The organism is Mycobacterium sp. 012931 (assembly GCF_000419295.1).
GTDB lineage: Bacteria > Actinomycetota > Actinomycetes > Mycobacteriales > Mycobacteriaceae > Mycobacterium > Mycobacterium marinum.
Window position 1 is genome coordinate 3,903,522 of sequence record NZ_AOPX01000001.1, and the last position, 23,746, is coordinate 3,927,267.

16 protein-coding genes and 1 pseudogene are annotated in these 23,746 nt (G+C 65.2%); 6 read left to right on the top strand and 11 right to left on the bottom strand.

Features of this window, described 5'->3' with window-relative positions; translation table 11 throughout:
* Positions 1 to 288: 288 nt before the first annotated feature.
* The 6 genes from MMSP_RS17140 to MMSP_RS17165 all read right to left on the bottom strand — a co-directional run bounded on the left by MMSP_RS17140 (position 289) and on the right by MMSP_RS17165 (position 8,983).
* On the bottom strand, positions 289 to 2,202 hold the full coding sequence (locus MMSP_RS17140; protein ID WP_020787658.1) for a PE family protein: 1,914 nt from the start codon (positions 2,200 to 2,202) through the stop codon (positions 289 to 291).
* 235 nt (positions 2,203 to 2,437) lie between these two features.
* The gene (gene pheT / locus MMSP_RS17145; protein WP_020787659.1) at positions 2,438 to 4,927 is read right to left on the bottom strand and encodes a phenylalanine--tRNA ligase subunit beta; all 2,490 of its coding nucleotides are present in this window, start codon (positions 4,925 to 4,927) and stop codon (positions 2,438 to 2,440) included.
* Positions 4,927 to 5,970, bottom strand: a complete 1,044-nt coding sequence (gene pheS / locus MMSP_RS17150) for a phenylalanine--tRNA ligase subunit alpha (protein WP_020787660.1) — start codon at positions 5,968 to 5,970, stop codon at positions 4,927 to 4,929. Before pheS ends, pheT begins: the two co-directional genes overlap by 1 nt.
* A gap of 257 nt (positions 5,971 to 6,227) precedes the next feature.
* Positions 6,228 to 7,010: a rhomboid-like protein gene (locus tag MMSP_RS17155; RefSeq protein WP_015355968.1), complete on the bottom strand. Its 783-nt coding sequence runs from the start codon at positions 7,008 to 7,010 to the stop codon at positions 6,228 to 6,230.
* A gap of 9 nt (positions 7,011 to 7,019) precedes the next feature.
* Entirely contained in the window at positions 7,020 to 7,931 is a 912-nt protein-coding gene (locus MMSP_RS17160; protein WP_197716255.1) for an adenylate/guanylate cyclase domain-containing protein, read from the bottom strand.
* Positions 7,932 to 8,041: 110 nt separating this feature from the next.
* Positions 8,042 to 8,983 carry a PE family protein gene (locus MMSP_RS17165; RefSeq protein WP_020787662.1) on the bottom strand — a complete coding sequence of 314 codons (942 nt, stop codon included), beginning with the start codon at positions 8,981 to 8,983 and terminating at the stop codon, positions 8,042 to 8,044.
* Positions 8,984 to 9,336: 353 nt separating this feature from the next.
* Between MMSP_RS17165 and MMSP_RS17170 the strand changes: the two genes are divergently transcribed.
* Positions 9,337 to 10,377 (top strand): oxygenase MpaB family protein, encoded by a 1,041-nt coding sequence (locus tag MMSP_RS17170; RefSeq protein WP_020787663.1) that lies wholly within the window; start codon positions 9,337 to 9,339, stop codon positions 10,375 to 10,377.
* Between the two features lie 3 nt (positions 10,378 to 10,380).
* Here the strand turns inward: MMSP_RS17170 and MMSP_RS17175 are convergent, their stop codons facing one another.
* The 4 genes from MMSP_RS17175 to infC all read right to left on the bottom strand — a co-directional run bounded on the left by MMSP_RS17175 (position 10,381) and on the right by infC (position 12,558).
* On the bottom strand, positions 10,381 to 11,166 hold the full coding sequence (locus MMSP_RS17175; protein WP_036427376.1) for an RNA methyltransferase: 786 nt from the start codon (positions 11,164 to 11,166) through the stop codon (positions 10,381 to 10,383).
* 119 nt (positions 11,167 to 11,285) lie between these two features.
* Positions 11,286 to 11,675 (bottom strand): 50S ribosomal protein L20, encoded by a 390-nt coding sequence (rplT, locus tag MMSP_RS17180; protein WP_012394192.1) that lies wholly within the window; start codon positions 11,673 to 11,675, stop codon positions 11,286 to 11,288.
* A 70-nt stretch (positions 11,676 to 11,745) separates the two neighbouring features.
* Positions 11,746 to 11,940 (bottom strand): 50S ribosomal protein L35, encoded by a 195-nt coding sequence (rpmI, locus tag MMSP_RS17185; RefSeq protein WP_011739748.1) that lies wholly within the window; start codon positions 11,938 to 11,940, stop codon positions 11,746 to 11,748.
* Positions 11,941 to 11,970: 30 nt separating this feature from the next.
* Positions 11,971 to 12,558: a translation initiation factor IF-3 gene (infC, locus tag MMSP_RS17190; protein ID WP_084472603.1), complete on the bottom strand. Its 588-nt coding sequence runs from the start codon at positions 12,556 to 12,558 to the stop codon at positions 11,971 to 11,973.
* Positions 12,559 to 12,986: 428 nt separating this feature from the next.
* Between infC and lysX the strand changes: the two genes are divergently transcribed.
* The 4 genes and pseudogenes from lysX to MMSP_RS17210 all read left to right on the top strand — a co-directional run bounded on the left by lysX (position 12,987) and on the right by MMSP_RS17210 (position 19,859).
* Positions 12,987 to 16,304, top strand: a complete 3,318-nt coding sequence (lysX, locus tag MMSP_RS17195) for a bifunctional lysylphosphatidylglycerol synthetase/lysine--tRNA ligase LysX (RefSeq protein ID WP_020787665.1) — start codon at positions 12,987 to 12,989, stop codon at positions 16,302 to 16,304.
* A 43-nt stretch (positions 16,305 to 16,347) separates the two neighbouring features.
* Entirely contained in the window at positions 16,348 to 17,793 is a 1,446-nt protein-coding gene (locus tag MMSP_RS17200; protein ID WP_020787666.1) for an alpha/beta hydrolase family protein, read from the top strand.
* A 136-nt stretch (positions 17,794 to 17,929) separates the two neighbouring features.
* Positions 17,930 to 18,184 carry a hypothetical protein gene (locus tag MMSP_RS17205; protein ID WP_012394188.1) on the top strand — a complete coding sequence of 85 codons (255 nt, stop codon included), beginning with the start codon at positions 17,930 to 17,932 and terminating at the stop codon, positions 18,182 to 18,184.
* Positions 18,177 to 19,859, top strand: a pseudogene (locus tag MMSP_RS17210) (serine/threonine-protein kinase PknH/PknJ). The gene MMSP_RS17205 and the pseudogene MMSP_RS17210 overlap by 8 nt, the downstream one beginning before the upstream one ends.
* 48 nt (positions 19,860 to 19,907) lie before the next feature.
* On the opposite strand, the gene uvrA reads toward MMSP_RS17210, so the two are convergent.
* The gene (gene uvrA, locus MMSP_RS17215) at positions 19,908 to 22,823 is read right to left on the bottom strand and encodes an excinuclease ABC subunit UvrA (RefSeq protein WP_020787669.1); all 2,916 of its coding nucleotides are present in this window, start codon (positions 22,821 to 22,823) and stop codon (positions 19,908 to 19,910) included.
* Positions 22,824 to 23,018: 195 nt separating this feature from the next.
* Between uvrA and MMSP_RS17220 the strand changes: the two genes are divergently transcribed.
* The gene (locus MMSP_RS17220) at positions 23,019 to 23,696 is read left to right on the top strand and encodes an MBL fold metallo-hydrolase (RefSeq protein ID WP_020787670.1); all 678 of its coding nucleotides are present in this window, start codon (positions 23,019 to 23,021) and stop codon (positions 23,694 to 23,696) included.
* The last annotated feature ends 50 nt before the right edge of the window (positions 23,697 to 23,746 follow it).

Sequence of the window (23,746 nt, forward strand, 5' to 3'; positions counted from 1 at the left end):
GCTCCTCTCGCCCCGCCGTGGCGACCTCCCGATAATCACCAAGGCAGGTCGAGACTAATAGGGCACTGTATTAACCCGCTGGAAAACTGATGAATTTGTTCTCGCGCCCTAAGATATGACCCCTCCGCTCCGGGCCAGATCCTGTGGGAGTCCGATACCCACGAAATGGGGCGAGGTGAACCCACTCACGTCAAAGCAAACGGCGAACACCTCAACGGCTGGTCGGCGCGCCCGCGAGGACGAAGGACAGATTGGCGGCACCGCCGATGATCGGGCGTCGCGGCAAGCTCAGTCAGTGACTGGGCTTGCGCCGATCGCCTCGGCAAGCTGTTCGGGCAGCAAGGTCAGGAGCCCCGGTGCAACGCCGCCAAGCGGTGTGCCATTGACGGTGGCCGTGACGCCAAGATCCGGAATGGTCGCGGTGTAGGGGCCGGCCGGCACAAGAATTCCGTCCATCGGCAGATTCAGCGTCGTTGGGATGCCCAATGCGTCGATCGTCAACGGGAATGTGGACTGACCGTTGAGCAAGCCATTCGCAACGACAGCAGGAGCATCCAGCACTGCGGCGGTCGCCGCCAAGACGTTTCCGCTTTGCGCCGCAGTGACGAACGCTGTCGCGCTGGTACCAAACGCATCAATCGCATCGACAGGTCCGCCGAGGGCTTCAACTCCTAACGCCAACGGCAAACCCATAGTGGCGTCGATGGCCACCCCGATACCGGTGGGGCTGCTCGGATCTACGACGAGGGTCAGCGTTGAGGTAACGGCCGTGTTTGTGGCGGCGTTGACGATGTTGGTGAAGTTCTGCGATACCAGTTCCGGTACCGATCCGGCTGGCAGCAGGTTGGTGAAGTTCTGCGCCATCTGCCCAGGAATGCCCAAGATCGGCAAGAGGTCTCCAACTGTCCCCGTCGGAGTGATGCTCAGGACGGCATCCGAACCGGCAGTCACGTCAAGACCCGTGATGAACAGGTTTGCCAAACCCGATTCGAGATGGTCGGCCGCGCCACTGACGTTGCCGGCCATGAAGTCTTGGAAGGCCGCCTGATAAGCCGCCGGCAATGCCGCCGCTCCGGTACCAAAGTCATGGGCAGCGCTTTGCAGTGCCGTGCTGATCGTCTGGGCGTAGCCGAGCTGATTGGTGACCAGCGAGTGTAGGAACGCGCCCGGGTCAGCGGCCATTAGGGAGTGGGTACCGAGCTGGATATCGGCCGGCAAGTGCGCCAACGCCGCGGGCAAATTGCTGACTGAGCTTTGCAGCGCAGTCGCGGCAGTCTGCGCGTAGCCCATCTGGTTGGCGATCAGCTGATGTAGGAACGGCGCCGGATTGGCCGCCCAGGCGCCGTCGAGACTTTGCAGGTTGGTGACCGTATTGGAGATCAGCGTCTGATACGGCGCGGCGACGACGTCGCCGAATGTGTTTGGGGTGACAGGAGCCGGCGCGGATGTCCCTGGCGTGTCTGTGCCGCCCACCGCAACGCCGCTGCCGGAACCAGACCCACTCACCGCGACACCGCCATCCGAGCCGGGGTCACTCACCGCGACACCACCATCGGAGCCGGGGTCAGTTGCAGCGACGCCACCCGCGGACACAGTCGTCCCGTCGGACGACGAGGCGGTAGTGCCGGAGGTAACCGCACCATCCGTCGCACCGGCCGAGACAGTGCCAGCGGTCGCACCGGAGGCAACCGAACCGGTCGTCGCACCGGCCGAGACAGTGCCAGCGGTCGCACCGGACGAAACAGAACCGGCCGCCGAGCCGGACGCGACCGAACCGCTCGTCACGCCCGAGGTCGATGTTCCCGTGGTCGCGGACTGACTGCCGGATCCGCCGGTGCCGATTATCGGGTGCCCCAACAGCGCCTGGGCAGGCGCGTTGACCGCGTTCACCAGCCCCTGCTCGGCCATGGACAAGTCTTGTTGCGCGGTGGCCTCGACGCTGGCATAGGCAGCCGCACCAGCCCGCATCAACCTCACCAGCTGGTCGTGAAATCCCCTCAGTTGGGCGCTCACGACCTGGAATTCCTGGCCGTGGGCGCCAAATAGCTGCGAGATCGCCGTCGATACCTCGTCGCCGCCGGCAGCCAGCACGTCAGTCGTCGGCCCCGCCGCCGCAGTGGCCTCACTGAGCGCCGAGCGAATGCTCGCCAAATCGCCCGCCGCGGCCGCCACCGTGTTTGGCACCACATTCACAAACGACATATCGCTTGCCTCTCGCTCCGCTGCGACGATGACCGCTGGTCACCAAGCAGGAACAAAACTAGTGCGGCAACGGCGACGTGCGCGAAAGTCGAAGCGAACTGACAGCATTCACTACGGAACCGGACAGGAGCGTGCGGAATCAGAAGGCACCGGTGCGGGGGCCGTGGCGAATCGGCACGAAAGTGCCCCCGGCTCGGGTGGATGTGGCCGGGTCACCCGACGCCTGGTCAATCGTTCAGCTGCGCAACACGGCGCCGACTCGCTGGGCAGCGCATTGCACCGCGGCGTCGCGTGCCGCGCTCGCGTCGTCTTCGGTCAGCGTGCGATCCGGTGCGCGGAACCGCAGCGCGAAGGTCAACGATTTTCGGTCGTCCCCGATTTGCGGGCCGGTAAAGACGTCGAACAGCTGCAGATCCTCCAGCAGATCTCCGGCACCGTCTCGGACGGCATCGGCGACCATCTGTGCCGAGACGTCGGCGGCCACCACCAGGCTGAGATCCTGGAACACCGCGGGAAAGGGTGAAACCCGCAGTGCTGGCAGCGTTTCGACAATGGGTATCGCGTCGAGATTTAGCTCGAGCGCGCAGGTGCCCTTCGGCAGGCCGGCCCGTTCGATCACCGCGGGATGCAGCTGGCCGGCGTGACCGACGACGGCTTCACCGACGAGCACCTCCGCGCATCGCCCCGGATGCCACGGCAGGTGTTGAGTGGCCCGCAGCATCACGTCGACGGCGCTGGCGCGCGCGATGATACGCACCGCTTCGAAGGCGTCGGCGGCCTCGACGGCGCGACCCGGGCCCCACGGTCCCCGCGGTTCACGTAGGCCAGTCAGCACCGCAGCGACGTGCTGTGGTTGGCGGGGCAGGGACGCATCCAGCGCGGCAATCTCCCCGTCGGTGGGCCGGCGGTGCACGGGAATTAGCTCGATGCCGCGAGTCTGATCAGTTGGCTGGACCACCTGCGCCACGGCGTAGAGCGCGACATCTGCCAGACCCCGGGAGACGTTGCGCCCCAGTGCCTCAAGCAGCGCGGGAAGCAATGTCGTGGCCAGCTGGGGACGGTCGGCTTCCAATGGATTGACAACATTTGTCGTCGCCCGTCGCGGATCGTCGGCGGCCAGCCCCCACAGGTCAAATACGCCGGCGGGCAGAAAAGGCGTCGGCAGGATCTCGGTGAATCCGGACAGTGCCAGCGACTTTCCGATCGCGCGGCGGCGCCGCTGGCCAGCGGTCAGCCCGCGACCCGCTGGCGCGGAGGGCAGCACCGAGGGAATAGCCTCGAGCCCCTCCAACCGCATCACTTCCTCAACGAGGTCAGCGGGCTGCTGAAGGTCCGGTCGCCAACTTGGCGGTGTCACGGTCAACGCCGCCTGGTCATCGACAAGCACCTCAGCACCGATCTGGGCCAGCCGCCGGGCTGTTGTGCCCGGGCCGTAGACCACTCCCGCAAACCGATCCGGCAGGTCAGCGTCGATCCGGATCGGTGGTGGCGACCAGTCACCGCGCGGCGGGTCACCCCGCCAGTCAGTCAGCGTCGGCGACACCGCTCCCCCGGCGATGTCGGCGAGCAGCGCCGCACAGCGATCCAGAGCGGCCACCGAAACTGCGGGGTCAACCGACCGTTCGTACCGGCGCGCCGCCTCACTGGGCAAGTGCAGTCGCCGCTGCGTGCGTGATACCGCGGCGGCGTCCCATATCGCCGCCTCGAGCAGCACATCGGTGGAATCGCCGCGCACCTCGGTGCTGGCCGCGCCCATGACGCCCCCGATCGCGGTGGTCGCGACCTCGTCGACGATCAGCACGTCGGTGGGATCGAGCCGGCGTTCCACATCGTCGAGAGTGACCACGGTTTCCCCGGGCCAGGCAAAGCGCACACTGAACGCCCCGCTGATCCGGTTGCGGTCGTGCGCATGCATCGGGTGACCCAGTTCCAGCATCACGTAGTTGGTCACATCCACTGCCGGCGAGGTCACGCGCATACCGCACATCAACAGCCGGCGTTGCAGCCACCATGGCGACACAGCGCCCGGGTCGATGCCGGTGACGGGACGCAGCGCAAACCGGCGCACGCCGGTCTCGGGGTGCACGTTCAACGGCCATGCTTCGCCCTCGGCCGGTAACGGTGCGACATCGGCGGGATCGACAAAGTCCAGGTCGAATGCGCACGCGATCTCACGGGCCAAACCGCGGATCGACATGCAATAACCACGGTCGGGGGTGATGGCCAGATGGAAGACCACGTCATCAAAACCCAGGATGTCGGCGGCCGCTGCCCCAGGCTGGGCGGTTCCGGGCGGCAACACCAGGATCCCGGAATGCTCAGCCCCCAGACCGAGTTCGGCCGCCGAGCACATCATCCCCTTTGATTTGCGGCCATAGGTCTTGCGGACGACGATCTCGAATCCACTGGGCAAGATGGTGCCGGGCAGGGCCCCTACGACCAGGTCACCAACCGCAAAGTTGGTTGCGCCACAAACAATCTCGCGGCCCTCGCCCTCACCGAAGTCGACACTACAGGCACGGATCGGCTTCTTGAACCCGGAGAGCTCTTCAATCTCGATCACGCGGCCAACGGTCAACGGCCCGGTCACAGGTCCCACCGGAGTCACCGCTTCGACTTCGTGGCCGATGCGCACCAGCGCCTGCTCGAGCTCCTCCGGCGAGACATCCCACCCCGGCGCACCGGCCGCAACAACCTCACGCAGCCAGCTATAAGGGACACGCATCAGGCACCAACCCCGAACGGCAACGAGAACCGGACGTCGCCTTCAACCATGTCCCTCATGTCTGGAATTCCATTGCGGAACTGCAGCGTTCGCTCAAGACCCATACCGAATGCAAATCCTGAATACACTTCTGGATCAATTCCCGCGGCCCGCAACACGTTTGGATGCACCATTCCGCAGCCGCCCCATTCCACCCAGTCAGCTCCGCCCTTCTTGTTGGCAAACCATACATCGACCTCGGCGGAGGGTTCGGTGAATGGGAAAAAGTGCGGCCGAATTCGGGTGCGCGCCAGTGGCCCGAATTCCGAGCGGGCAAAGGCATCCAGCGTTCCGCGTAGGTGCGCCATGGTCAGCCCACGGTCCACGGCAAGACCCTCTACCTGATGGAACACCGGCGTGTGGGTGGCATCGAGCTCGTCGGTTCGGAATGTCCGGCCGATTGAAATGATGTAGACCGGCAACTCGCGCTCCAGCAAGGTCCGTACCTGCATCGGCGAGGTATGGGTCCGCAGCAACTGCCGAGAATCCTCCGGCGCGATGTAGAAGGTGTCTTGTTCGCTGCGCGCGGGGTGATCAGGCGGAAAGTTCAGAGCATCGAAGTTGAACTGCTCGGTCTCGACCTCCGGCCCTTCCGCCAGCTCCCATCCCATCGCGATGAAGGTGTCGGCGATGTGCTCGGCCAATATCGTGATCGGGTGCCGCGCGCCGGTCGGCTGCCGGGTCGACGGCAATGTGACGTCAATGCGCTCGGCCACCAACACGGCCGCGTCACGTTCGGCCCGCAGGACCGCCAACCGTTCGTCATAGCTGCACTGCGCGTCACCGCGAGCGAGGTTCACCGCCTTACCGGCGTCCGCGCGCTGTTCTTTGGGAAGCGTGCCCAAGGATTGGCGGGCCAGCGCCAGCGGCGAGCGGTCGCCGAGGTGCTCGGTCTTGGCGCGTGCCAATGCCTCCAGGTTGTCGGCCGAAGCAAAGGCCTGATGGGCAAGTTTGACTACGTTCGTCAATCCTTGCGGCGAAAGGTCGACGGGTTGATCACCCACGCGGCGACACTCTCCTTGCTGACGAGGTTGGGTATAGCTGCCTGGCTTCCCCCCGCACGGGAGTGGTGCTTGTACCCCGCAGGGGGCCACCCACCTCAGTCCGTCCCCCGTCCAACAAGTGGGTCCTCAAAGGACCCACGTCATCGCGGGGTGGGGTCACGGCACGGGTACGACGCAGATGCCGATCATAAGTCATGATCGGTTCGCTTCAGCGAACCCCACTGTACCCAGACATTCACTACCGGTCGGCGCTGCGCCTAAGCCGACGCGACCCGCATCGTTGTCCAGCGCGCCAAGCCGTATGCGACCAACGCACCCACCGCCCCCAGCGCCACCCCACTCGCCGATGTCCAGCGGGTATGTGCCAATAGCAGGAAACCGAACCCCGACGAGACCATCAGTAACGCGTAGCGCGCGGGAGTCCAGCGAATCGGGTGCCTGAAGCGCGCGGTCACCAGCATGCCCAGCAACAACGAAACGGCATGACCCGAGTCGGTGAAATCGCCGCCGGCGACCGCAGCCGCCAAGCCCAGGGCAACCCACCAGCCAATCCACGCCGGCCGCCACCGTCGCGAAATTGCCGCGGTAAGCGCCCCCAACACCGCCAGCGCGCCGTAGCTCATACCGACGTCGCTGACGTGGGCGATCGAAACGGGCAACCAACCGAACTCGACCGCACCGGCAAGCGTCGCCGCTACTAGTAGCGTCGCCCCTAGATGGCCGACGAAAAACGCGACGGTAAGCCGCGCGGTGCGCAAGTGGAGCTCGGCAAGGGCGAGCAGACAGGCCAGGCACGGGAGCCAGAAGTAGAGCGGACCCTCGTCGATGACGAAGGCGCTGTTCCACAGGGTTGCCAAGCGGCCATGCGCCAGATTGTGCAGGTTGGTGCTGGCATGGCGAATCACTCGCTCGTGAGCCTGCGGACCAAGCATCAGCATTGCGATGCTCACCGAGGCGAGCGCCGCTAGGTAGCTGACCGTGAAGCGGACCCGCGCGAGCCGGCACACGATGGCGAAAATCCACTGAATCGCGTAAGTCATTGCCTTCTACTATGCCTGCAAATCTGTGTCCGCGGTGTCACCAATAGTTGCCAGGTCTTTACGAGTGGTGAGGCGATAAATCGCCAAGTCCGGCGGAATCCCGGTTAGCTTGCCGGCAAACATCGGCCTGCGTGCCCGCTTGGCGACGACGCGCATGGCATCCAACTCGCTTTGTGGGATCAAGTCCAGGGTGGGGCTCGAGATCATGACGCCGCCCTTGGTAGCGCGTTCCATCACCCGAGCTGCGATGTTGACGTCGACTCCGAGCCAGTCAGCCGCCAGCCGCTGCGGTCGGCCGGTGTGGATACCGACTCGCATTCGCGGCGTATAGCCCTCCACTTCAACAGCTTTCACGGCATCTTGAGCAATCAGGACGGCACGCACCGCGACGGTGGGGTTGCGGAACACCGCCATGATCCCGTCACCCAAGCGCTTGACGATATGTCCACCGGCATCCAATAACGGCGGCTCGACGGCCCGCGCCACCTGCCGCAGCAATTTCAGGGCCGCGTCGTCGCCGGCTTGCAGCGACCACGTCGAGAAACCCACCAAATCGGTGAAGACCAGCGTCACCTCCGCATTCGCCGGCCGGCGCGAAACCGCCTCGGTGAACGCCTGCCACACCTGAAGCACACTCAGGCTGACCTCCCGCGATGCGGCATCGCGATCCCCCAGCAGCCGGTCGGCGGCCCGCGCCGCGGCACGGGGACCGCCGTCACCGGCGGTGGATAGCGGATCACCGAACTCAGGATCGCCGGGCAATAATCGCCGCGCTCGTCGGACGAAAGCCACCACACCAGGACTGTGGTTCGTGGATCTCAGCCACTCGACCGGAGAGCGTCGACGCGGGGCAGTCGCAGCCAGCGTGATCGCCGTCTCATCGGGCACGCCGGGATCCCCGTTGTCAGCGCCGACTTCCACCTCGCAAGGGTAGGTGGTGGTGGCTGACCCAGGCAACGACGGCCAAGCGGGTGTGTCACACCCTCCGAACAAACGCCCAGATCACCGTGGATCTGAGGCGTTGGACACGTCTAGAAACCGGGCACGAAGTCATCCAAGAGGCCCGTGATCAGGCCACCAAACTTGCTTCCGTCCAAGAGAATGGCGGTCGGCGCACCACTAGTCGGTGTCAACGTGAGCGTAGCGACGCTGGTGGGAGCCAGCAGACCCCCAACCGGGACACTGACATCCACCGACGTGTATCCAGACCCGTCCGGCGCGGGAACCATCTGCGATATTGCGGTTTGGCCGAACAGGAAGCCGTTCACCGCGCTGCCGGGAGCTGTCAGCAGGGCACCGGCCGCCCCTAGCAGGTCCCCACTTTGCACCGCGCCCGAAAATGCCGTGCCGCTGGCCTGCAGCGCAGCCGCCGTGGTGATCGCCGGGCCGAGCGCGTTCACCCCGAGCCGGAGCGGGAGGGGGACGTTGAGCGATCCCGAGTCGATGACGACTTCTCCCAGTGGCGAGGCTGTCCCGTTCAGCGTCCGGGCCACCGGACCGAATGGAGTATCGAAGCTGTAGGGAGCGCTGAACGGCACGCCCAACAGTGAGTCACCGAGCAACGCGCCGACAACGCCACCGCTGGTCCCGTCGGCCGCGGCGGCGGTGTAGCCGCCTGCGGTCGGCCCAACCAATGAGTGCCCCAGTAGCGCCTGGGCTGGCCCATTGACCACACCGAGTAACGCCTGCTTGGCAGTGACTTCGGCGCCGGCATACGCGGCTGCGGCGGTGTTCAACAGGGCGACGATCTGCTCATGAAACGCGGCTGCCTGGGCGCCCAGCTCCTGGAACTCCTCGGCGGCCGACCCAAATGCAGCGGTGACGGCTATCGAAACTCCATCGGCCGCGGGTGCGACAAGCTCGATCGTCGGTGCCGCGGCAGCAGCCTGGGCCGCAGTTAGGGCCGAGCCAATGCTTTCCACATTGTCGGCCGCTGCGGCCACCATTTCGGGCGCCACGTTCAGAAACGACATAGCTCTGTCTCCCTTGATTGACCAAAAGATTCACCAGCTAAACACCGCGAAAGTTAGTGTACAGCCGAGCAAACGTCCTGTTTATAACAATTTCTTGGGAGCTCTCCCCGAGGCCGGATTTCCGCTACCCGCGATGTCGGCCAGCCACGGTTCAGGTGCCGCCCCAGCCGCCAGTCAGCGGCCCTCACGGGAGCGGCCGGGACCGAATTTCTGGACAACAAACAGGCTGATCACGCCGTTGCTACACCACTGTGGACACTCGGTAACACCATCGCCGGATATCCGCCGAAACCGTAGACAACGTGCGTTGTCACCGCCTATCGTGAGCGCAAATTGAACGCATGGAGGCCGTGATGACAGCCACCTCTCCGCCAGCGGCCAACCCGCTCGGGCCAGACTCGCTGACCTGGAAGTACTTCGGCGACCTGCGCACCGGGATGATGGGCGTGTGGATCGGCGCGATCCAAAACATGTATCCCGAGCTGGGCGCTGGCGTCACGGAACACTCGATCCTGCTCCGCGAGCCACTGCAGCGGGTGGCCCGGTCGGTCTACCCCATCATGGGTGTGGTCTACGACGGCGACCGCGCCGCTCAGACCGGACAGCAGATCAAGGGTTATCACCGAACCATCAAGGGCGTGGACGCCGATGGACGTCGCTACCACGCACTCGATCCGGAAACCTTCTACTGGGCACATGCCACGTTCTTCATGCTGGTGGTCAAGGTGGCCGAATACTTCTGCGGTGGCTTGACCGAGGCCGAGAAGCGCAAGTTGTTCGACGAGCACGTGCAGTGGTACCGGATGTATGGGATGAGCATGCGCCCGGTACCCGAGACGTGGGAAGACTTTCAGGATTTCTGGGAGCGGGTGGGCCGCGACGAACTCGAGATCAATCAGGCCACCCTCGACATTTTCAATATGCGCATCCCCAAGCCGAAGTTCGTACTCATGCCCACAGGCATCTGGGACCAGCTGTTCCGACCGCTGGTGGCCGGTCAGCGCTGGATTGCCGCCGGCCTGTTCGAGCCGGCCGTCCGTGAGAAGGCGGGCATGCACTGGACCCAGGGCGACGAGGTGTTGTTGCGATTGTTCGGCAAGGCCGTCGAGCTGGCGTTTCTGGCGGTGCCCGATGAGATCCGGCTACACCCCCGGGCGCTGGCCGCCTACCGACGGGCTGAGGGACGAGTCAAACGTGACGCTCCACTGGTCGAGGCGCCCAGTTTCATGGCGCCTCCATCGGATCGCCGTGGCCTGCCCATGCATTACTTCCCGCCACGCGCCCACCCGGCCAAGGTATTGCTCGAACGGGCGGGATCGCTGGTCCACAGCACCCTCTCGATCGCCGGGCTGCGGCCCGCTCGCGGTCGGAGTCGCACCACGACCGCGGCCTAGGAATCAGCGATCGCTGCTCAATGCCCGGGCGCTCTGATACAGACAAATGGCCGCGGCCGCGGCCACGTTGAGGCTCTCCGCTCCCCCAGACATCGGAATGCGGACGCGGTGATGCGCCGCAGCAGCGACCTCGGCCGACAATCCGTGTGCTTCCGGGCCGAACAGCCACGCGGTGGGAGCTTCGAGCAGTTGGTCGATGTCGTCGAGGGACTTCTCACCGTCTAGCACGCTGGCCAGCACCTGTAGACCGGCCCCACGTAACGCACCAAGCGCTGCGCTGGTGTCAGGCGCGACGATGACGGGAATCGCAAAGATGCTGCCGGCCGATGCGCGCAAACACTTCCCGTTATAGGGATCGACACTGTTGCCGGCCAGAACCACCGCGTTGGCCCCCATGGCATCGGCAATGCGGATGAGTGTGCCCGCGTTGCCCGGCTCGCCGATCTCGACGGCCACCGCAACCAGCCGCGGCGCACCGCTGAGTACCTCCGCCAATCCGGTCGTCGGCATTTCGCAGACGGCAACGAGGCCGCTTGGGGTAACGGTGTCGGACAAAGCCTTTGCGGCACGCTCTGTCACCACATAGACCGGCGCATCCTGCCGGGCTAGCAGCGGCTCGTGCCGTTGCTCGGCGGCCTCGGTGACATACAGCTCGCGGATCAGCCCGCGCGCCGCCGCGGCCTCGACGAGGTTAGGCCCTTCGGCGAGAAAGCGGCTCGTGCGGCGACGCCCCACGTGGCGCTGCAATTTTGCCGCTGCCGAAACCCTGGCCGAGCGCTCGGTGAGAATCTGAGCGGGGCCGGTGGGCCGGCTCCGCTCAGATTCGTGCACGGCATACGCGGTCGCCGGATAGCGACGAAAGTGCCCGGCTCCTCGTCGGGCCGGGCACAGCCCGCATCGTCGCCAGGTTAAGCAGCCTCTCCGGAGGGGGCGTTGACATCCTCCGGCAACGCAGCGCGGGCAACATCGACCAGCGCGGTGAACGCCGCCGGATCGGTGATCGCGATGTCAGCCAGGTTCTTGCGGTCCACCTCGACGCCAGCGGCCTTGAGCCCCTGAATCAGCCGGTTGTAGGTGATGTCGTTGGCACGCGCGGCCGCATTGATGCGCGAGATCCACAATTTCCGGAACTCGCCCTTGCGCGCGCGACGGTCACGGTAGGCGTAGTTCAGTGAATGCAGCTGCTGCTCTTTGGCTTTGCGGTAGAGCCGCGACCGCTGGCCGCGATAGCCTTTCGAGGCTTTTAGGACTGAGCGCCGCTTCTTGTGGGCATTAACTGCCCGCTTAACGCGTGCCATGGGTTGTTCCTACTCTCATTCGGACGTGGTTGGTCAGGTGCTGGCGCCGGCCGGTCTTTGAGACGGCGGGTTAGCCATTCAGCAGCGATTTGACTCGCTTGGTGTCGTTGGCGGCCACCGTGGTGCGGCCATCCAGGCGCCGGGTTCGCTTGCTCGACTTGTGCTCGAGCAGGTGCCGACGGTTGGCCTTCTGCCGGACAATCTTTCCGGTACCGGTACGCCGGAAGCGCTTCGAGGCCCCGCTGTGGGTCTTAGCCTTGGGCATTTTTCCTCAGTTCTGGTATTCGCTAACGAGTTAGTTCGGTTGGTTGTCACCGTCGGCCGAATGGGCCACGGGGTCGTCAGGATGCCGGGCCCTGGCACGTGTCTTTGCGCCGCGGTGCGGTGCCAGCACCATCGTCATGTTGCGCCCGTCCTGCTTGGCGGAGGTTTCGACGAACCCGTACTCGGCGACATCGGCGCCCAGCCGCTGCAGCAGTCGGTAGCCCAACTCCGGCCTGGACTGCTCGCGCCCGCGGAACATGATGGTGACCTTGACCTTCGATCCCGCCTCCAGGAAGCGGATCACGTGGCCCTTTTTGGTCTCGTAATCATGGTCGTCGATCTTCGGCCGCAGCTTCTGTTCTTTGACAACGGTCTGCTGCTGGTTGCGGCGGGATTCACGCGCCTTTTGCGCCGCCTCGTACTTGTACTTGCCGTAGTCCATGATCTTGCAGACCGGTGGTCTGGCGTTCGGGGCAACTTCGACAAGGTCGAGGTCGGCATCCGCGGCGACGCGGAGTGCGTCTTCGATACGCACTATGCCTACCTGCTCCCCTCCTGGGCCGATCAATCGGACTTCAGGTACGCGAATGCGCTCGTTGACGCGGGTCTCAGTGCTGATGGGGCCTCCCTGGTTGGTCTTATTCCACGGCGGTCAGAGCCCGGACGGGCGGGAATCAACGCGGTGGAATGCCAAGCCATCAGCAAAAAGCCCTGCGCTAGCAGGGCCCAATGCCGACCGATCGCGGGCCCAGTAGTGACTACTGCAGCCGCCTGCGTCACACGCAGAACAGGCAATTTCGTGATGCCTGTGACCGGACCACACAACCTTGAAAACCGAGAAAGTTCTCGTGGCTAGCGGTGGGAGTGGGACTCCACTTAACTGTCCCTGGCCTTCGCCGGGATGGTCGCGACCGTCAGTCTAGCAGCCACGACGCTCTACCCGGACAATGTGCTCACCCAGCCGCCGACCCGCGCGCACCAGGGCGGTAGGACTCGGCTGCCACTTCGCCGGGATTTTCCGGTTCATAAGGAATATCCTCGCGGTCTGTGACCGTCACAAAGCCTCGCTCGGTGCAGGGTAGGCACATCTCTCGGTATGACTGGGTTCCGGCCGCCGCTGGCTGGGCCGTCGGGGTCATCGCGACCCTGTCACTGCTGGCCAGCATTTCGCCGCTGGTTCGGTGGATCATCAAGGTTCCCCGAGAATTCATCAACAGTTATCTGTTCAATTTTCCCGACACCAGCTTCGCCTGGTCTTTTGTGCTGGCACTGCTGGCGGCGGCCCTGGCCGCGCGTAAACGGATCGCCTGGCTACTGCTGCTGACCAACGTCGTCTTGGCGGCTTTCCTCAACGCCGCCGACATCGCCGCGGGCGGCAACACCGCGGCCCAGAACTTCGGCGAAAACCTCGGGTTCGCAGTACACGTGGTGGCGATCGTCGTGCTGGTGCTGGGATATCGGCAGTTCTGGGCCAAGGTCCGCAGGGGTGCACTGTTCAAGGCGGCCGCGGTGCTGGTGGCCGGTGGTGCGATCGGAATCCTGGTGTCCTGGGGCCTGGTCGAGCTGTTTCCGGGATCCCTCGCGCCGCACGACCGTTTGCCCTACGTGGCCAACCGGGTGATCGGCTTCGCCCTGGCCGATCCCGACCTGTTCACCGGCCGGCCGCACGTCTTCCTCAACGCCATGTTCGGCTTGTTCGGCGCTCTCGCCCTAATTGCGGCCACCATCGTGCTGTTTCAGTCCCAGCGTGCCGACAACGCGTTGACCGGCGAGGACGAGTCGGCCATCCGGGGGTTGCTCGAGCTGTACGGCAACAGCGACTCGCTGGGCTACTTCGCGACCCGTCGCGACAAGTCGGTGATATTCGCCTCCAGCGGCCGTGCCGCCATCACCTATCGGGTCGAAATCGGTGTCTGCCTGGCCAGTGGCGATCCGGTAGGCGACCCGCGGTCGTGGCCGCAAGCGATCGACGCATGGCTACGGCTGTGCCAGACCTATGGTTGGTCGCCCGGTGTGATGGGGGCCAGTTCACAAGGGGCCAAGGCATATCGCGAGGCGGGTTTGAACGCGCTTGAACTCGGCGACGAGGCGATCTTGGTGCCCGCCGATTTCACGCTGTCCGGCCCCGACATGCGCGGCGTGCGCCAAGCCGTGACCAGGGCACGTCGCGCCGGTCTGACGGTGCGCATCCGGCGTCACCGGGATATCTCCGACGCCGAAATGGAACAGACGATCGATCGCGCCGACGGCTGGCGCGACACCGAATCCGAGCGCGGCTTCTCGATGGCGCTCGGCCGCCTCGGCGACCCGGCCGACACCGACTGCTTGTTGGTCGAGGCGCTTGACCCCGACGACCTGGTAGTGGCGATGTTGTCGCTGGTGCCTTGGGGTACCAGCGGGGTCTCCCTGGACCTGATGAGACGTTCTCCGCAATCGCCCAACGGCACCATCGAGCTGATGGTCAGCGAACTGGCGCTGCGCGCCGAAGGCCTCGGCATTAGCCGCATCTCGCTGAACTTCGCGATGTTCCGGTCGGCTTTCGAGCAAGGCGCCCAATTGGGCGCCGGGCCGGTGGCCCGCTTGTGGCGTTGGCTGCTGGTCTTCTTTTCCCAGTGGTGGCAAATCGAGACGCTGTACCGATCCAACCAGAAGTATCAGCCGCAATGGGTGCCCCGCTACGCCTGCTATGAGGACGCGCGGGTGATCCCCAAGGTGGGTGTCGCCTCCGTGATCGCCGAGGGGTTCCTGGTATTGCCATTCAGCCGGCGCAACAAGGTGCACACCGGTCACCATCCCGCGGTCCCCGAACGGCTGGCGGCCACCGGTTTGTTGCACCATGACGGATCGGCGCCCGACGTCAGCGGGCTGCGGCAATCGGCAATTGCCGACGGCTACGACCCCCAACGTCGGCTGCCCGAGCAAGTCCGGGTGCGGCTGAACAAGTTGAAGAAATTGCGCAGCAGCGGCATTGACGCCTATCCGGTGGGCGAACCGCCCACTCATACAGTCGCGCAAGCGATGGACGCCGACGACCAGGCGAGCGTGTCGGTATCCGGGCGGATCTTGCGGGTACGCAACTACGGTGGAGTGCTGTTCGCGCACTTGCGCGACTGGAGCGGCGAGATTCAGGTGCTGCTGGACAACTCGCGACTCGAGCAGGGCCGCGCCGCGGATTTCAACGCGGCCATAGACCTTGGTGACCTGGTCGAGATGACCGGGCAGATGGGTTCGAGCAAGACCGGAACGCGATCACTGATCGTGCACCGCTGGCGTCTGATCGGTAAGTGCCTGCGCCCCTTGCCCAACAAGTGGAAGGGGTTGACCGATCCCGAAGCCCGAGTGCGGACCCGCTACGTAGACCTCGCTGTCAACGCCGAGTCGCGCGCCCTCATCACGGCCCGCAGCGCGGTGCTGCGCTCCGTCCGAGAAACCCTGTCCGCCAAGGGGTTCATCGAGGTCGAGACACCCATCCTGCAACAGGTACACGGCGGCGCAACGGCCCGCCCGTTCATCACCCACATCAACACCTACTCCATGGACCTGTTCTTGCGCATCGCGCCGGAGCTGTATCTCAAGCGGCTGTGCGTCGGCGGGGTGGAACGGGTCTTCGAACTCGGCCGGGCCTTTCGGAATGAGGGCGTCGACTTCAGCCACAACCCGGAGTTCACCCTGTTGGAGGCCTATCAAGCGCACGCCGACTACCGGGTATGGATCGACAGCTGCCGCGAGCTGATCCAAAACGCCGCCCAGGCCGCCAACGGTGCACCCGTCGCGATGCGCCCGGCCGGCGGCGGCCGCCTCGAACCGGTGGACATCTCGGGGGTCTGGGCGGTCAAGACCGTGCACGACGCGGTGTCAGAGGCCCTCGGTGAGCAGATCGACGCCGATACCGACTTGGCCACCCTGCGCAGGCTGGCCGACGCCGCACGCATCCCCTATCGGGCGCAGTGGGATGCCGGCGCGGTGGTGCTGGAGCTCTACGAACACCTGGTGGAGAGCCGCACCGAGCAGCCGACGTTCTACCTCGACTTCCCGACCTCGGTGTCCCCGCTGACCCGGCCGCATCGCAGCAAGCCCAGAATCGCCGAACGTTGGGACCTGGCGGCCTGGGGCGTCGAGCTTGGTACCGCCTACAGCGAGCTCACCGACCCCGTCGAACAGCGGCTCCGCTTGGAGGAGCAGTCTTTGCTCGCCGCCGGCGGGGATCCCGAAGCGATGCAGCTCGACGAAGACTTCCTGCAGGCCATGGAATACGCGATGCCGCCCACCGGGGGCCTCGGCATGGGCGTCGACCGGGTCGTCATGCTGATCACCGGGCGCAGCATCCGTGAAACGCTCCCGTTCCCGCTGGCCAAGCCGCACTAATCCCAGCCAGCTCACAGCTATTCCCCGCGGTTGGGGGCCGGTGATGTTTGACAATGAGACCGTGACAACGTCGCCGCCTGCCCTGGCGCGCGTGTTGGCCAGTACTCACACCTCTTTGATGCATGGTTGGGTGCCGGACACCGTGCAGGTCGTGACCGCGATCGTGCTGCTGCTTGCCATCGGTTGGCGATCTCGGCGGCGACTACCCGCGGCCGTGATTTTTGGCGCCATAGCGGCCTGGGCAACCCGTTGGTACCTGGGCACACTGGCCAATGAGCCCGTCCCGGCGGCGTTGTGGGTGTGGGTCGGGTTGACCGCGGTGGCCGCGGCGATGCTGGTCGTGGGCTGGCGCGGGGCCCGCTGGCGACGCCGCACCGCCTCCCTGGTCGCAGTTCCACTCTGTGCGCTTTGCGCGGCGCTGGGGCTCAACATCTGGGTCGGCTACTTCCCGACCGTGCAGGCCGCGTGGAATCAGCTGAGCTCTGGCCCGTTGCCGGATCAGGCGGACCCGGCCGCGGTTGTCGCGATGGCCGGCAAGGGAGTGCGCCCAGCGCACGGCAGCATGGTTCCGGTGGCGATCCCGTCCAACGCGTCGCACTTCAAACACCGGGGTGAACTCGTCTATCTGCCTCCCGCCTGGTTCGCCAGCTATCCGCCGCCGCGGCTGCCGGCGGTGATGATGATCGGCGGCCAGTTCAACACGCCCGCCGACTGGGCGCGCGCCGGTAACGCCCTGCGCACGATCGACGATTTTGCGCTCGCCCACAACGGCAATGCACCGGTGCTGGTGTTCGTGGATTCCGGGGGCGCCTTCAACAACGACACCGAATGCGTCAACGGGCGGCGCGGCAACGCAGCCGACCATCTAACTAAAGATGTTGTGCCCTATATGATCTCGGCGTTTGATGTCAGCCCCGAACCATCAAACTGGGGCATTGTGGGCTGGTCGATGGGCGGGACCTGCGCGGTAGATCTGACCGTCATGCACCCTTCCCTGTTCAGCGCCTTTGTTGATGTTGCGGGCGACTTTTACCCAAACGCGGGAAACAAGGCGGAAACCATCACCAGGCTTTTCGGCGGCAATGCTGACGCCTGGGCCGCGTTCGACCCGACAACGGTGATCAACCGACATGGGCAGTACACCGGAATTTCGGGCTGGTTCAGCATTTCGGTACCGGCGGGGCCGGGAGCCGCGCGTGACGTCGCGATCACCGACCCCGCCGTGATGCGGCTGGCCGGACGCGAAGCCGCCGCCAATCCGAGCAACCAGACCGCCGCGGCCAACTCCTTGTGCGCACTGGGTCGCGCCAACGGCATCGACTGCGCGGTGGTCCCCCAGCCGGGACGGCACGACTGGCCCTTCGCCGACCAGGTGTTCGCCCGGGCGCTGCCGTGGCTGGCCGGTCAGCTGGGGACCCCGGGAGTGCCTCGTATTCCGCTGCCAGGCACGGCGTCTCCGGCGACTCAGGTGGTTCCTGCCGGCCGGTGATTTCGTTGTCCCCCTCGAACGGCTGAAGCAACCCGCGGCCCAACATCGCCACAGCTGGTGCTGATGGCGTTGGTTCCGGCGTTGGTCGTGGAGCAGACGGCACTAGTTCGATCGCCGCCCGCAGTAACGTGGCGGGATGCCCGACCAACCAGAGCCTCCCGCCGAGACGCCGTCTGCACCCCCCGACCCGGGGTACGACGACGCCGGCACGCCGACCTTCGAGTCGGTCCGCGAAAAGATCGAGTCCCGCTACGCGACGGCGCTGGGCGCGGCGGAACTCGACGCGGAGACATCCGAAGGACGCACCGTCGAGGAACAGTACGAGCAACGCCAGCGGGCCGCGGCTGAGCGGTTGGCACAGATCCGCGAGTCGATGCGCGAGCATGAGTGACACTGTCCCCACCTCGCGGGTAGGCACCCAATTCGGGCCCTACCGGCTACGGCGATTGCTCGGCCGCGGCGGGATGGGCGAAGTCTACGAAGCCCACGACACCGTCAAAGACCGCACCGTGGCGCTCAAACTCATGTCCCAACAGTTCAACTCAGACAGCACATTTCGCCGTCGCATGCAGCGGGAGGCCCATACCGCCGGCCGCCTGCAAGAACCGCACATCGTGCCCATTCACGACTTCGGTGAGATCGACGGCCAACTGTTCATCGACATGCGCTTCATCGAAGGCGCTGACCTGGGTTCGGTGCTCAAGCGCGGCGCGCTACCCGCACCACGCGCCGTGGCCATCGTCAGCCAGGTGGCTGAAGCGCTCGATGCCGCGCACCGGGGCGGAGTCGTGCACCGCGACATCAAACCCGAAAACATCCTGATCACCGGCAACGACTTCGCCTACCTGGTCGACTTCGGGATCGCGGCGGCAGCCACCGACCAACACCTCACCAAGACCGGAACCGCGGTGGGCAGCTGGAGCTACATGGCGCCAGAACGATTCGGCGACGACGAAGTCACCTACCGTTCGGACATCTACGCGCTGGCCTGTGTGCTCTACGAATGCCTCACTGGCACACCGCCTTACCAGACCCAGAACCTGAGCACGCTGATGGGCGCACACCTGATGCAGCCGATCCCCCGCCCCAGCCGGCACCGCCCCGACATCCCGACCGCCTTTGACGAGGTGATCGCCCGGGGCATGGCCAAAGACCCCGCTTTGCGCTAGCCCACCGCCGGTGAGCTGGCGCGTGCCGCCCGGCAGGCATTGAGCGCTGGGGACCAAGAACGCGCGGCGACCCTGATCGCCGGTACCCACCAGCTCGCCGCGCCACCTAGGGGTCCGATGCCGTGGGCCCCGCCACCGTGGACCTCACCGGCGCGGCGCACCCGCACACCGTGGCTCCTGGCGGTCGCAGTCCTGGTTGTTGTCATCGTGGTCGTCGGCACCGGCATCTTCTTGGCCCGCAAGGAGCCCGCTAGCGGTCCCACCGGTGGCGTCAGCACGACTGCTGGGGCCCCGTCGGGCACCACTGCGACAGCCGGCCCGACCGTGGCGCCCACGCAATTGGAATCGTTTCTGCTCAGTCCCGAACAGATCAACACCATTGTCGGCACAACGGGCATCGTCATTGACCACAACGCGACCGAGATGACCGATCCCGGTCCGGAAAACTCGCTGTCAACCGAGCAATGCCTTGGCGCACTCATCGGCTACCAGACCCGGACGTACAAGAGCAGCGGGTACACCGGCATGCTTGCCCAGCTGATGCAAAAGCCGTGCAGCACAACCGGATACGTTGTGGTTCAGGGCGCCGTGATCTTCGCATCCGCAGACCAGGCCGTCGGATTTGTGGCGACTCAGGCCGATCAGTGGCGCAGCTGCGCCGGGAAAGACGTGACCCAACTCAACAATGGCAAGACATCCCGATGGACCTTCCGGGACGTCAGCGGCGCCCCACCCAAGATCTCGCTGCAGCGCGATTTGGCCGACAGCGTCGTGGTCTGCCAACACGTGCTCAGCGCGGTGTCCAACATCGTCCTGGACGTCAACGTGTGCGCGCCCAATGTCACCGACCAAGCCAGCGAGATCGCCGACACCATGGCCGCCAAGGTACCGACGTGAGGACACCCGATCGGTGCGCCGCCGCCGTGCCCAACCGACGCGGCGGACTCAGGCGCTGACTTTTCGCCGCCGGTTCGTCCGGCGCGCAGTAGTCGATGGGCGCCGGGCGGCCAAGACTTCGGCCAGAAACTTCCCGGTGTAGCTTTCCGGCACCGCGGCGATATCCTCCGGCGCGCCCTGAGCGACGACGGTGCCGCCGCCGGCACCCCCCTCCGGTCCCATGTCGATGATCCAATCCGAGGTCTTGATGACGTCGAGGTTGTGTTCGATCACGACCACGGTGTTGCCTTTGTCCACCAGGCCGCTGATGACGTTCAACAGCTTTCGGATGTCATCGAAATGCAAACCGGTGGTGGGCTCGTCGAGGATGTAGATCGTGCGGCCGGTCGAGCGCTTTTGCAGCTCGGATGCCAGCTTGACCCGTTGCGCCTCACCCCCGGACAGTGTCGGCGCGGGCTGGCCGAGCCGCACGTAGCCCAGGCCGACGTCGACCAGGGTGCGCAGATAGCGGTGAATGCCGGAGATGGGCTCGAAGAAGTCCGCGGCTTCCTCGATCGACATGTCCAGCACCTCGGAGATGGTTTTGCCATTGTAGTGCACTTCGAGGGTTTCCCGGTTGTAGCGCGCGCCCTGGCAGACCTCGCACGGCACGTACACGTCGGGCAGGAAGTTCATCTCGATCTTGATGGTCCCGTCGCCGGTGCAGGCCTCACACCGGCCGCCCTTGACGTTGAAGGAGAAACGTCCCGGCTGATAGCCGCGGACCTTGGCCTCGGTGGTGGCTGCGAACAAGGTGCGGATCTTGTCGAACACCCCCGTATAGGTGGCCGGGTTGGATCGCGGCGTACGGCCAATCGGCGATTGGTCCACACGCACCAGCTTGTCCAGGTGGTCAAGCCCGGTGATGCGGGTGTGCCGGCCCGGCACCTGGCGGGCGCCGTTGAGCCGATTCGCCAACACCGCGGCCAGGATGTCGTTGACCAGTGTTGACTTTCCCGAACCCGAAACTCCCGTCACCGAGGTCAGCACCCCGAGCGGAAACGCCACATCGATACCGCGCAGGTTGTGCTCGCGGGCACCAACCACGGTGAGTTGTCGGCGGGAGTCGACGGACCGACGGCTGGTCGGAATTTCTATCCCTTCCCGCCCGGACAGGAAGGCACCGGTGATGGAACTCTGGTTACGGAGCAACTCCTGATACGGCCCGCTGTGCACGATGCTGCCGCCGTGCTCGCCGGCCCCCGGCCCGATGTCGACGACCCAGTCGGCATGCTCGATGGTGTCCTCGTCGTGCTCGACCACGATCAGCGTGTTGCCCAAATCCCGCAGGCGGGTGAGAGTTTCAATCAGCCGACGGTTGTCGCGCTGGTGTAGCCCGATCGACGGCTCGTCAAGCACATACAGGACGCCGACCAGACCAGACCCAATCTGTGTGGCCAGCCGGATGCGCTGTGCCTCGCCTCCGGACAGCGTGGCCGCCGCACGCGACAAAGACAGGTACTCCAGCCCGACATCGAGCAGGAAGCCGAGTCGCGACTGGATCTCCTTGAGCACCTGACCGGCGATCGCCTGCTCGCGCGCACCCAGGGTGAGCGCGTTCAGAAAATCTGCGCAGTCTGAGATGGACAGCTCACAGACCTCGGCGATCGACTTTGCATCCTGCTCCCCCGCGGCCAACGTGACCGACAGGATTTCCGGCTTGAGCCGGGCCCCGTCACACACCGGGCAGGGCACGTCGCGCATGAAGCCCTCGTAGCGTTCCTTCATCTGCTCGGACTCGGTCTGCGCCATCTTGCGTTGCAGAAATGCCAGAACGCCTTCGAAGTCGGCGTAGTAGGACCGGGTGCGTCCGTACCGGTTGCGATAGCGCACGTGTACCTGCTCGTCGGCACCTTCCAGAATTGCCTTGCGAGCCTTGGCGGGCAGCTTGCGCCAGGGGGTGTCGACATCGAAGCCGAGTGCGTCCCCCAGCCCGGCGAGCATGCGCGTGAAGTATTCGGCGGTGTGGCCGGTAGACCACGGCGCTACCGCGCCCTCGGCCAGTGTGCGATCCGGGTCGGGCACCACCAGGTCGGGATCGACCTCCTTGCGAATCCCCAGACCGCTGCATTCGGGGCAGGCGCCGTAAGGCGAGTTGAACGAAAACGACCGTGGTTCCAGGTCGTCGACGGCCAGCGGATGCCCGTTGGGACAGGCCAGTTTCTCGGAGAATCGCTGTTCGCGAGGATGATCGTGCTCATCGTGATCGTCGGGGAATTCCAGCACGACAATGCCATCGGCCAGATTCAACGCCGTCTCCACCGAGTCGGTCAGCCGCTGCTTGGCGGCCGCTTTGACGGTGAGCCGGTCCACCACCACTTCGATGTCGTGCTTTTCCTGCTTATTCAGCTTCGGCGGATCCGTCAACGGGTGAACCACCCCGTCGACCCGTACCCGGCTATAGCCCTGGGCGTTGAGCTTGTCGAACAGGTCCGCAAACTCACCCTTGCGGGTGCGGACCACCGGGGCCAGCACCAGGAATCGCGTGCCCTCCGCCATGGCCAGCACCTGATCGACGATTTGCTGCGGGGTCTGACGCGCGATCCGTTCACCGCAGGTCGGACAGTGCGGAGTGCCCGCCCGTGCGTACAACAGGCGCAGGTAGTCGTACACCTCGGTGATGGTGCCAACGGTCGAACGCGGGTTGCGGTTGGTCGACTTTTGGTCAATGGACACCGCCGGGGAAAGTCCCTCGATGAAATCGACGTCCGGCTTGTCCATCTGTCCCAGGAACTGGCGGGCATAGGCCGACAGTGATTCCACATAGCGGCGCTGGCCTTCAGCGAAGATCGTGTCGAAGGCCAGCGAGGACTTGCCCGATCCGGATAAACCGGTGAACACGATCAGCGCATCACGGGGCAAGTCGAGGTCGACACCGCGGAGGTTATGCTCGCGCGCACCCTTGACGATCAGGCGGTCAGCCACGCTGTCCCTTTCACAGAAGTTCGTTTGCCGGAATGCCGGTCGGGCTTCCGACTTGTGACCCCATATCAGCCAATAGGAACGCGGCACGGCATGGGCCGCATTCCATGCTAGGTGGCCCCTATGACAAGGGCTGAACAAGGCGGGACGGTTGGGGTTTGGCCAGGCCAGCTCGGGCGCCGCAGTAACCTGACGCCTATGACCGTCGTCGATGACAACTACACCGGACACGTCGACCCCGGGACCGTGGCTCGGCGCACTTTGCCTGGTACCACCATCCTCAAGGCGTCGGTCGGCCCCATGGACAACAACGCCTACCTGGTGACCTGTTCGGCGACCGGGCAGACGCTGCTGATCGATGCCGCCAATGACGCCGAGGTGCTGATCGACCTGATCCGGCGGTACGCCCCCAAGATCGCGCTGATCGTCACCAGCCATCAACACTTTGACCATTGGCAGGCGCTGCAGGCGGTGGCCGAAGCCACCGGCGCCCCAACGGCCGCACACGAGATCGACGCCGAACCCCTACCAGTCAAACCGGACAGATTGTTGGCCAACGGGGACCGAGTACAAATCGGCGAGCTCAGCTTCGACGTGATCCACCTGCGCGGACACACCCCCGGATCCATCGCGCTGGCCCTGGACGGGGCTGCCACGGGCGGAATCACCCAACTGTTCACCGGTGACTGTCTATTCCCGGGCGGGGTCGGCAAGACCTGGCAGCCGGGTGACTTCACCCAGCTAGTGGAGGACGTCAGCAGCCGCGTGTTCGACGTCTACCCGGATTCCACGGTCGTGTACCCCGGCCATGGTGATGACACCGCGCTGGGCGTCGAACGTCCTCATCTCGACGAATGGCGCGAGCGGGGTTGGTAGCCCCGATCGCGGTCGGACTCCGAGCAGCAGTCGGCCCGTCCCCCGAACCG

Bases quoted from the DNA above. Each gene is read 5' to 3' on its own strand.
- MMSP_RS17140 (WP_020787658.1), bottom strand. From the start codon at position 2,202: ATGTCGTTTGTGAATGTGGTGCCAAACACGGTGGCGGCCGCGGCGGGC.
- pheT (WP_020787659.1), bottom strand. From the start codon at position 4,927: ATGCGTGTCCCTTATAGCTGGCTGCGTGAGGTTGTTGCGGCCGGTGCG.
- MMSP_RS17155 (WP_015355968.1), bottom strand. From the start codon at position 7,010: ATGACTTACGCGATTCAGTGGATTTTCGCCATCGTGTGCCGGCTCGCG.
- MMSP_RS17165 (WP_020787662.1), bottom strand. From the start codon at position 8,983: ATGTCGTTTCTGAACGTGGCGCCCGAAATGGTGGCCGCAGCGGCCGAC.
- MMSP_RS17170 (WP_020787663.1), top strand. From the start codon at position 9,337: ATGACAGCCACCTCTCCGCCAGCGGCCAACCCGCTCGGGCCAGACTCG.
- rplT (WP_012394192.1), bottom strand. From the start codon at position 11,675: ATGGCACGCGTTAAGCGGGCAGTTAATGCCCACAAGAAGCGGCGCTCA.
- rpmI (WP_011739748.1), bottom strand. From the start codon at position 11,940: ATGCCCAAGGCTAAGACCCACAGCGGGGCCTCGAAGCGCTTCCGGCGT.
- MMSP_RS17200 (WP_020787666.1), top strand. From the start codon at position 16,348: ATGTTTGACAATGAGACCGTGACAACGTCGCCGCCTGCCCTGGCGCGC.
- MMSP_RS17205 (WP_012394188.1), top strand. From the start codon at position 17,930: ATGCCCGACCAACCAGAGCCTCCCGCCGAGACGCCGTCTGCACCCCCC.
- MMSP_RS17220 (WP_020787670.1), top strand. From the start codon at position 23,019: ATGACCGTCGTCGATGACAACTACACCGGACACGTCGACCCCGGGACC.